Origin of the sequence: Acinetobacter pollinis, from assembly GCF_015627175.1 — a bacterium.
Lineage (GTDB): Bacteria > Pseudomonadota > Gammaproteobacteria > Pseudomonadales > Moraxellaceae > Acinetobacter > Acinetobacter pollinis.
Genome location: NZ_VTDQ01000015.1, coordinates 48,601 through 58,475, shown reverse-complemented (window position 1 = coordinate 58,475; position 9,875 = coordinate 48,601). Strand labels below are relative to the sequence as shown.

The 9,875-nt window shown below is 35.3% G+C and carries 12 protein-coding genes; 6 read left to right on the top strand and 6 right to left on the bottom strand.

Annotated features, from left to right (window positions below):
- Positions 1-156: helix-turn-helix domain-containing protein (locus tag I2F23_RS07615; RefSeq protein ID WP_213014677.1), on the bottom strand; the 156-nt coding region annotated here is incomplete at its 3' end.
- 140 nt (positions 157-296) lie between these two features.
- Here I2F23_RS07615 and hpxO point away from each other — a divergent pair.
- A complete protein-coding gene (hpxO, locus tag I2F23_RS07610) occupies positions 297-1,454 on the top strand; it encodes an FAD-dependent urate hydroxylase HpxO (protein ID WP_195771995.1) in 1,158 nt (385 codons plus the stop codon).
- Between the two features lie 165 nt (positions 1,455-1,619).
- Positions 1,620-2,372 (top strand): carbonic anhydrase, encoded by a 753-nt coding sequence (locus I2F23_RS07605; protein WP_195771994.1) that lies wholly within the window; start codon positions 1,620-1,622, stop codon positions 2,370-2,372.
- Positions 2,373-2,429: 57 nt separating this feature from the next.
- On the opposite strand, the gene I2F23_RS07600 is transcribed toward I2F23_RS07605, so the two are convergent.
- From I2F23_RS07600 to uraD, 4 genes are all read right to left on the bottom strand, one after another.
- Positions 2,430-2,867 carry a hypothetical protein gene (locus tag I2F23_RS07600; protein ID WP_195771993.1) on the bottom strand — a complete coding sequence of 146 codons (438 nt, stop codon included), beginning with the start codon at positions 2,865-2,867 and terminating at the stop codon, positions 2,430-2,432.
- A 126-nt stretch (positions 2,868-2,993) separates the two neighbouring features.
- Positions 2,994-3,863 carry an outer envelope protein gene (locus tag I2F23_RS07595; RefSeq protein ID WP_228284797.1) on the bottom strand — a complete coding sequence of 290 codons (870 nt, stop codon included), beginning with the start codon at positions 3,861-3,863 and terminating at the stop codon, positions 2,994-2,996.
- 196 nt (positions 3,864-4,059) lie between these two features.
- On the bottom strand, positions 4,060-4,386 hold the full coding sequence (gene uraH / locus I2F23_RS07590) for a hydroxyisourate hydrolase (RefSeq protein ID WP_195771992.1): 327 nt from the start codon (positions 4,384-4,386) through the stop codon (positions 4,060-4,062).
- Positions 4,383-4,868 (bottom strand): 2-oxo-4-hydroxy-4-carboxy-5-ureidoimidazoline decarboxylase, encoded by a 486-nt coding sequence (gene uraD / locus I2F23_RS07585; protein ID WP_195771991.1) that lies wholly within the window; start codon positions 4,866-4,868, stop codon positions 4,383-4,385. The genes uraH and uraD overlap by 4 nt, the downstream gene beginning before the upstream one ends.
- A 359-nt stretch (positions 4,869-5,227) precedes the next feature.
- Here uraD and I2F23_RS07580 point away from each other — a divergent pair, with 359 nt between their 5' ends.
- The 4 genes from I2F23_RS07580 (at position 5,228) to dsbD (ending at position 8,878) form a co-directional block, all read left to right on the top strand.
- Complete coding sequence (locus tag I2F23_RS07580) at positions 5,228-5,575, top strand: HPF/RaiA family ribosome-associated protein (protein WP_195771990.1); 348 nt, start codon at positions 5,228-5,230, stop codon at positions 5,573-5,575.
- Positions 5,576-5,698: 123 nt separating this feature from the next.
- Positions 5,699-6,241 carry an ankyrin repeat domain-containing protein gene (locus I2F23_RS07575; RefSeq protein WP_195771989.1) on the top strand — a complete coding sequence of 181 codons (543 nt, stop codon included), beginning with the start codon at positions 5,699-5,701 and terminating at the stop codon, positions 6,239-6,241.
- Positions 6,242-6,258: 17 nt separating this feature from the next.
- Positions 6,259-7,029 carry a transporter gene (locus tag I2F23_RS07570; protein ID WP_195771988.1) on the top strand — a complete coding sequence of 257 codons (771 nt, stop codon included), beginning with the start codon at positions 6,259-6,261 and terminating at the stop codon, positions 7,027-7,029.
- 25 nt (positions 7,030-7,054) lie between these two features.
- Positions 7,055-8,878, top strand: a complete 1,824-nt coding sequence (gene dsbD / locus I2F23_RS07565; protein ID WP_195771987.1) for a protein-disulfide reductase DsbD — start codon at positions 7,055-7,057, stop codon at positions 8,876-8,878.
- A gap of 113 nt (positions 8,879-8,991) precedes the next feature.
- Here dsbD and I2F23_RS07560 read toward each other — a convergent pair whose 3' ends face one another.
- A complete protein-coding gene (locus I2F23_RS07560) occupies positions 8,992-9,816 on the bottom strand; it encodes an alpha/beta hydrolase (RefSeq protein ID WP_407648007.1) in 825 nt (274 codons plus the stop codon).
- Between the last annotated feature and the right edge of the window lie 59 nt (positions 9,817-9,875).

Here is a 9,875-nt window from a genome sequence, read left to right as displayed (position 1 = left end):
AGGTTTGCGTGGGCGAGTTCTTTTAACCTCAATTCGTTTTTTCCAGCTCAAAATTGTATTTTTATCAATTTCAAATTGTGTCGATACCGCTCGTATGGAATATCCTTCCTCAAGCTTCGCTATCACTTTTCGTCTAAAATGTTCTGAATAACTCATTTTTAAATTGTCTTATATTTTTGATTGTTTGACTATATATTCTTATTTCATTCAATAACGCTTTTTCTTCAGGTGTTGCTACACAGTGGCATATTTCTCGCTATATAAAACTTTAAATATCTAAAATAAGGCATACTTAAATGAAAATTGTCATTATTGGTGCAGGTATTGCAGGTTTAACGGCTGGAATTGCACTAAAAAAATTCGGTTACGACGTTATTATTTATGAACAAGTGAAAGAAATAAGACCAGTAGGTGCAGCAATTTCTTTATGGCCGAATGGCGTTAAATGCCTAAACTATTTGGGTTTGAAGGATAAAGTCGCTGCTTTAGGTGGCCAAATGGATCATTTATCTTATGTTGATGGAATTCATGGAGATGTAATGACGGCATTTAGTCTTATGCCACTCATTCAAGATTCAGGTCAACGGCCGTACCCTGTTTCTCGGGCAGAATTACAACGGATGCTCATGGATGAATTCGGTCATGAAAATATTCATTTAGGTACAAAAGTAATTGCTTTAGAGGAGCATAAAAATTGTGTTCACTTCACATTTGAAGATGGTAGAAAAGATTCGGCAGATTTATTAATTGGTGCAGATGGTACGCACTCTATAACACGGCGTTACGTATTAGGTGAGCAGGTTTCGCGCCGTTACGCAGGTTATGTAAACTGGAATGGTTTAGTAAAGGCAAGTGAAGAAATAGCACCACAACATCAGTGGACGACTTATGTTGCAGATGGCAAACGTGTGTCCTTAATGCCTGTTTCCGATGGGCGTTTTTATTTTTTCTTTGATGTACCACTGCCAGTAGGACTAGAAAATAATAAGCAAACGTATCGTTCAGATTTGGAAGACTATTTTGAGGGTTGGTGTCCTCAGGTTCAACGACTTATCCAAAACATTGATGTGGAAAAAACAAATCGCGTAGAAATTCATGATATTGAACCTTTTTTAAAGTTTTATAAGGGGCATGTCGTACTTATTGGAGATGCTGCACACAGTACAACCCCTGATATTGGTCAAGGCGGTTGTCAGGCGATGGAAGATGCAATTTATCTTGCACGTGCATTACAAGTTAACAGCTTAGGGATAGAAGATGCATTGAGTCGATACCAAAGCAAACGTAATGAGCGAGCGAAAGAAATGGTGTTACGTGCTAGAAAACGTTGTGATATTACGCATATGAAAGACAGTGATATAACACAAGCTTGGTACAGCGAGCTGAGAAAGGAGAAAGGAGAAAATATTATGAAAGGAATTTTAAGTAATATTATAGGAAATGTACTCGACTAACAGAATAATTGTAGTTTTATTATGAGTGTGATCTATTTTTCATTATATTTAATTTTAATGATTTATTTATCTAATATTTAAATAAATGATTAAGAATATAGAGGTAAAGTTTGAGTGACTATTGAACAATGAATGATAGTGATTGACTAAATAGAGTATTTTGAAATGAAATCTTTTTTATTGGGTAGTTTAGTTTTTGGTTTAAGTACATTTACCGTTGCATCTGAAACCATACACTGGGGTTACGATCATGAAATTTCACCTGAGCATTGGGGAGAGTTGAATGAAAATTTTAAAGAATGTAGTAGTGGTAAAAATCAAACACCAATCGATATTAGGAACACTTATAAAAGTGTAATTAAGCACAAATTAAATATTCAATATAAAGTGTCGCCTAATGACATTATATTTAACGGTCATACAGTTCAGGTCAATACTAAAAAAGATGATCAAAGCGACTACCTTATATTAGATGGTCAGAAATTCTTTTTAAAACAATTTCATTTTCATACGCCAAGTGAAAACCAAATTGAAGGAAAGAGTTATCCTTTAGAATTACATTTTGTAAATGCAAATGCTCAGGGTGATCTGACAGTATTGGCTGTGATGTTTGTTTTAGGTGAAAAAAATCCAGAATGGGATAAATTATGGATAGATTTATCAAGTAAAGAAAATGACGATCGACATTTATCGCATGAAGTCAATTTGAATAAACTTCTTCCTAAAAATTTAGACTATTATCGTTTCTCAGGGTCTTTAACGACACCTCCTTGTTCTGAAGGTGTGAACTGGGTTGTTCTGAAAAACCCATTAACCATTTCTGAGCAACAATTAAAAACATTGAAAGTTTTACTGAAAAACCAAGATAACCATCGTCCTATTCAACCCACGCATGGCAGAATAATTATAGAAGATTAATATCAGTCTGATTTCTCTTACTACAACAATGTAAGAGAAATCATTTCATGAGGCTGCTTAGTAAAAGATATAAGATAAGCGGTTACTATCTAAGCTATCTACATAATCATAATAAGATTTATTCATACAAGGAATATGAGCCAATTCTTTCCCATTTTTAATAACAGAAATTCCTGAGTCGATATCGAGTTGGCGTGAATATTCAGAATATTTAGAATATATACGGTACGTAGTATCACCATTTGGCATGTCTAGGCTATATACACTGTACTGGTTAGACGGCTTGTTACTTACACCATAGTTTACTTTGGTATTTGGAAGAGTAAATGAAAGCTCAGGATTCGTTAAGGTGTATCCGAATTTGTAAGAGACGCTTGACGAGTTCATCGTGACCAGTAACTCTTTATCATTCGCAGTGGTACATTGAAAAAGCGTGGTATCAGCAAAAAGTGGTGTGCTAATAAAAAGTGCCAGTATGGCTAGATTTACTTTCATGTTTTTCTCTAAAGTTAAGTTAAACGCTAAAATAAAAAATCCCCAAAGCAAAACTGCTTTAGGGATAATTTTACGTGCTTAAAACATAAATGTAATTGACATTTAATAATAAAATATAATGTTTATTTAGAAGTGATAGTCTACACGCACCATTGGTGTATTTGCAGTTGCACCTGCATTTCCATCAGTTGGATTTCCAAATTTGTTGTGCCAGTACTGATATTCAAAACCTGCACGTAAGGTTTTATCTTTTTTGCCCCATAATGTACTTAGATCATACATAACCATTGCATCGATATTGGTTTCTGGTGATGTCTTACCACCGTATTCATTTTTACCTTTGGAGTCGATCCATAGGGCATAACCTTCAAAAGATAAAGGTGTATTTCCAAGAGGGATGCCCCATGTAAGCTGAAATGCAGCATGTGGGTCATATGAATAACGATGACCTAAACCTTTAGGTTGGTTACTTTCAAAGAAAGCGAGTGCACTTAGACTAAGAAAACCAGATACATCGAAATTAATGGTTGGCCCAACAACCCACATACGCTTTTTAGAACCGTATGAATCGTTTTTTGTATTCCAATCTAGCCCTGCAGTTAATGCATAGCCACGAATTCCTTTAGATGAAAAATCTTTCTTAAAAACAGCACCTAGATCGATATTATTTCTATAAACCAAATATGCTTCTTGTGTTCCACGTTCAAATTGGTCAGAACCTTGTCCACCATAGATTTCTTTTGATGACTGTAAAAAGTCTACATTTAAAAAGTTAGTACCATAACGATAACCACTGCTATGTGTGAATGAATAAATCTGTTTTGTAATATCCATTCTCGAACCATCTGCATTGTTTTTATAGGGTTCTGCAAAATCACTTCCATAACGCCAGCCAACTGCATTATCACTCCATGTGAGTGCAAAGGCTGAAGAAGAGAGAAGAGCAATAGAAGAAAAAGCAATTGCTGTAACAGACTTTTTAAAGAAAGACATCATATATGACACCATGTAGAGACCTAATGGTCAGAATAAACGTATAAATTTTTTCTCTTGATTTGAGCCAAAGAGAATGCAGTGAATACGCGTATTCTGCAAAAAATGAGCCATAATGTATAAAATTTGTAATAAAAAATAAATAAAAAAATAGCTTTTTTTAATTATTTTAAATAAATTAAAAGGTTATTTATACTTTTTAACTTCCTCTATAAGTAGAATAAGCATGTGCACTAAGAAGTAATGGCACGTGATAGTGCTCATTGAGCAGATGAATGGTAAATGTAATATCAATTTTTGGAAAAAAAGACACAATATTTTCTAACTGAAAATAGGGACTAACATAATATTCGAGTGTATATACACCCTCTTCAATAGGTGTAGCTATTTGAAAGTCTGCAATACGTCCATTGCTATCAGTTATCCCTTCTCCAAGACAGGCTTGTGTTTTTGTATGAAGTAAACGGACTTTAATACCTTGAGCAGGTTTACCTGTTTGTATATTTAAAATATGTGTACTAATCATAATATTTCCTGTTCTAAGCGCAGAAGCGTAATAAGTATAAGTTGCTCATGGACACATTTTTTTTCTACATCGATGGTGTTATTTAAACGTTGCTTAATTTGTACCAAAACCTGATCAGTCGTCAGTCCTTTGGCTTTAATTAAAAAAATAAAACCAAATTTTTCTTCATAGTTTTGATTTGCTTGTTTGAGCAAGTCTAGATCTGATGCATTTTGAGAAATATCAGCTTGCTCATTGCTTGAATAATTATGGTTGGAATTTTTATCTTTTTCTCCTATTTTAGGATGTGCGTGAAGTGCAGTTAAAATGTCATCCCACGTCCAATCTAACGCAAGTATTTTTGCTGTCGTTAGAAGTTTTTGCCTATTTTCATAAGGGCGATGACATGCAATGTGTTGAGCCCAATGCGGAATATTGACACAACGGATCAATAGGTCTTGTATCTCTGCAGAAGATTTTTCATTAAACTGATGAATATTCACATCTTACCTAAAATGCTTTAAAGTCCTTGTTCTTTACAAGCAAAAAATATGCCTAATTCTTTGTATTTATAGTTTTTTTAGCTCAGAATGAATTAGAAAAACAAAATATGTAATTAAATATAATTGGTTTGTAATGAAATATAGATGTTGTGAGAGTAACACGTTGCTATTGATCTTCTTTTAATCAAATCTATAAAAATATACTTGCATATTTTTATAGATGGCTCATATTAAATTAAAAGGACACAGAATATTTTAAATAAGTTTCAAGTGTATTAAACCTTAAATTTATTTAAAAAAGTGTGAAAAAGAAGGATGTATTAATTCCGCATAGCATGCGCAAGTAGTGAGGATAAACTATGAATATTGAAATCCGTACTGATAAGAATATTAAAAATAGTGAGCGTTTAATTAATTATGTGCGAGAAGAACTTCTAGAAAAATTTCAACGCTATGGCGAAAAAATTACACACTTTTCTGTGCATTTAAGTGATGAAAATGCTGCAAAAGGCGGAGACGATGATTTACGTTGTATGATTGAAGCGCGTCCAGCAGGCCTAAAACCTGTCGCAGTTTCACATAAAGCAGCGAATATTGATGCTGCAATTCACGGAGCACTAGACCGTCTTAAACGTAGCTTAGAACATTTATTTGAGAAAAAAGACCACCCTCGTAGCCATAAAGGCTTAGAAATTATTGAAGAATAAATAAATTTTGAACCTTCATATAAAAAGCGCCATTTGGCGCTTTTTTATCGTTTAAATGAAACTTTCTTGATAAACTGCTAGGGATAGTAGAGATAGATCTAAGCAGATTATAGTGAGCACTGTATGCTAACCACCGAACAACAATCATTTATTCAATCTCTTGAAGCGCTAGACATTGAAACAACACAATCGTTATTACAACAGGGATTAGATCCTAACTTTATTGACCCTGAAAATGGCCCACCTATTTCTATTGTATGTGATGGTATTTTTCAGTGGTGGGAAGTTGTTTGTGAGGCGTATGAAAATGAAAAACCGCTTTCAGATACTGAGAAACAAACACTTCTACAGCCACATCTTACGTTGTTAGATCTATTAATAGATGCCAAAGCAAATCTTCATCTTTGGGATACAGATGAGTTTTATGGACCACTTTGGGATGCAGCAAGTGCAGCATGTGTACCAGCCATTGAGCGTCTGCTTGCACAGCAAGTTGATCCAAATACTAAAGATGATGATGATCTAACCATACTTTCATCGATCAGTCATTTATTCTTTGAATGTGATTATGACGAAATTGATTGGTCTCAAGCATTACCAGAAGAAAAAAACACATTAGACATGTTACGTGAGCATGGCGCAAAAATGTCAAAAGAGCTTATTTAATAAAATTGGATATAAATATGAAACAGCTATTCAAAATAACAATGCTGACCTCTGTCGTGTTTTCAACTGGACATGTATTTGCAGACAGTTTTTCTTTTGATCGTCCTGGTACTGGGTTTGGCACAGGAATTACCCCTGTAGGGCGTTTAGCATGGGAACAAAGTTTGCCTTCAGCAAGCTATACAAAAGCGAGTATTGCAAATGACCAACAGCAATCTGTTTCCTTACAAGAAGACATGGTATTTCGTACAGGTTTAACAAAGGATATGGAGTTACAGCTTGGTTGGGCTGGGCCTACTTGGCTAAAAACAACGCAAAATGGTAAGAAAACTACAGTTAATGGCTCAGGTGACATGAGCGTTGGTTTGAAAAAAGCCGTAGATTTACATGATGACCGAATGACGATGGCTCTTTTAGGGCAAGTTGTTATTGCTACAGGTAATCAAGAGTTTTCTAATCACGACAATATCTATGCAGTTTCATCAAGTGTCCAGTATGCACAAGATGATATTTTAACCACAGGCATTACTATGCGCTATGAAATGCAAAATAGTGACTGGGCGGTAACCGCTGTACCTACGTTAAGTTACAAATTGTCAAAAAAATGGTCTGGCTACTCTGAATTTGTTTATAGAAAACAAGAAAGTGAACATATTCAAACATCTGTAGCTACTGGTGTTATCTATGCACTGAACAATCGTATGCAATTCGATGCAAGTATTGGTGCTGGACTCAGTGGTGATGTACCTGACTATAAGGGTGGATTTGGCGTATCATTCCTGTTCTAGTGTGTTTTAAGCATTTGGACAAAACATGGGTTTTATAAAAAACAAGTTTTTTGCAGCACTGTGGATATTTACGCAGTGCTGTTTACTTTTTAGCATAGTGCATACAAGCCATGCAGAAGAGCCATTACTACCTGCATCACAAGCATTTCAATTTTCTGCAAATGCCTTGGATCATCAGCAGGCATCTTTATCTTGGAGTATTGCTCCACATTATTATCTTTATCAGCAAAAATTTACCATTCAAGAAAATGGCAAGACGGTTCAACTCAATTTTCCTCAGGCGGTTACACAACACGATGCGACCTTTGGAAAGAGTTTAGTTTATTTTAATCAAGTCGGTTTAAATATAAAAACGAGCGCCAATGCAACATACGATGTGAGTTGGCAGGGCTGTGCGAAAGATCGGCTCTGTTACCCTCCACAGCATACCCAGTTCAAAACTGACCGTGATGGTTTGGTGCTAGATCAAAATCAGTCTATTGGAAAATCGACGTTACTTGGCTTATCTGAGAAATCTGAAGAAAATAAAGTCATTACATCCCAGACAAATAGTCAGTCATTTGAAAGCAAAGTGGTGGGGGAAAAGACCAATAAGAATGCTGTTGCCGAAGATGAAATTTTATCTACACGGCTTCACGATCATTCTTTTATATATGGACTCATTTTATTTTTAGGTCTAGGTATATTATTGGCATTTACACCGTGTTCGTTGCCCATGTTGCCCATTCTAAGCTCTTTAATTATACGAGAAAAAACAGGTACAAAGGCATGGGCAATCGCACTTGTCTTTGTGTGCAGTATGGCATGTGTATATGCAATTTTGGGCATGGTTGCCTCATATGCAGGTTTAGGATTTCAGCGTTGGCTACAACAGCCTGCAACACTGATTGCTTTTAGTATTTTATTTATTGTTTTTGCACTTAATCTATTTGGATTATTTGAAATTAAACTGCCTCAGTCATGGACTTCTCGTTTAGATCAAGTACAGTCTACGCAAAAAGGGGGGTCTTTTATTGGCGCAAGTGTCATGGGGGTTATTTCTGCCTTACTTGTTGGCCCTTGTATGACAGCACCACTGGCAGGTGCACTTCTTTTTATTGCACAAACGCAGAATCAGTGGCATGGCGCTATTTTACTCTTTGTTCTTGGTTTTGGAATGGGAGTTCCACTGCTTTTAGTTAGTATTTTAGGTACAAAAATTTTACCGAAAGCTGGTGAATGGATGTCACAGATTAAAGTGGTATTTGCATTTATTATGCTAGGTCTAGCTTTATACTTTTTAAGACCCCTCCTTTCTCCTGTGACCATGCATCTGGTGGCATGGCTACTTTATGTATGCTTTGCTATTTATCTCATATATGGCATTTTAAAATATACGAAAGGGTTAAAAATATTATTTAGTCTTTTGCTTTTAGCTGTTATTGCTGGTGCTGGATATCAACAATATCAATATGCACAAAACTCACAAGTCACGACCGATGCTGAAGTGAAATGGCATGTTGCAAAAAATGCAGAAGAGTTTGAACAGCTATTGAAAAATGCACCTCATGGACAAGCAATTGTTATTGATGTATATGCAAAATGGTGTGTGGCTTGCCAGCCTATTGAGCATCATATTTTAAAGCAAGTAAATGTTCAAAATGCTTTAACACCTTTTTATTTAATCAAACTTGATTTAAGTCAATACGATACTTCTCATCAAGCTTTATTGGCAAAATGGGATATTCTAGGGCCACCAACGTACTTATTTTTAGATGCTACACATCAAGAAAAAAGAGGTTTACGTTTGGTCGGTGAGTTTGAGGCACCACAGCTAATTCAACAACTTAAATTACTTAAAGAATCATAAGTAAAAAGGAGGCATAAAAGCCTCCTTTTTTATAGTTCTTCAATAAAACTTCTAGTATTTACAAGCGCTTGTTTTCCTTCTTCAAACCACTCATTAAACATAAAAAAGTTATGCTACATCCCTGTATATAGTTGGTAGTCCACAGTAATATCTACTGCTTCGGCCATTTCTTTTAATCGTTTTGCATCATCAAGTAATAAAGATTTACTGCCTACTTGAATGAGTAGAGGTGGTAGACCTGTTAGATCACCATACAATGGCGAAATTCTAGGATCATCTGCTTCAAAGTTGGTATTAGCAGTATAGTAATGAATACTCTTTTGTAAGAATTGTAGAGAGGTGAGAGCATCGTGCTTTTGGTTGGAGCGTATAGATCTACTTGTGAGTGTAAGATCTAAAAATGGTGAAAACAACATTAATGCTCGAGGAAGGGGGACACTTTGTTTGCGTATGAATCGTTGTGTTAAAGCAAGTGCAAGGTTAGCACCGCTATCATCTCCAGCGAGAATAATATTTTGGGCATCTACACCAGACTCAAGTAATGCCAAATAAGCATTATAAATTGATTCACTTGATGTTGGGAAAGGTACTTCAGGAGCAAGCGGATACTCTAGATGAATGACCTGTGTTTGGGTCACTTGAGCAAGACGATATAACCATGCGCGGTGACTTTTTAATGAACCTATATGAAATCCACCACCGTGTAAGTATAAAATAACATATTCATTGGTTTGAATGGTGGGTGTAATTTTTTCAATATTTAGTCCTGCAAGCTGACTCTTTTCAACAGTAATATCTTGTTTATGTAATGGAAAAATAGACGTTGCATGATTAATATAAAATCGGTTAATTTGAGGCGAGAAGCGCCCTTGACTTGGGTAACGTATGGTTGTTTTTAATAAAGCTTCTGTAAGCCATTGCTTCCACATTTCTTGCATATTCATTTCCTTTATTTGTTATAAAATAAGTCATCTAAATTTAGAATACATATAATATG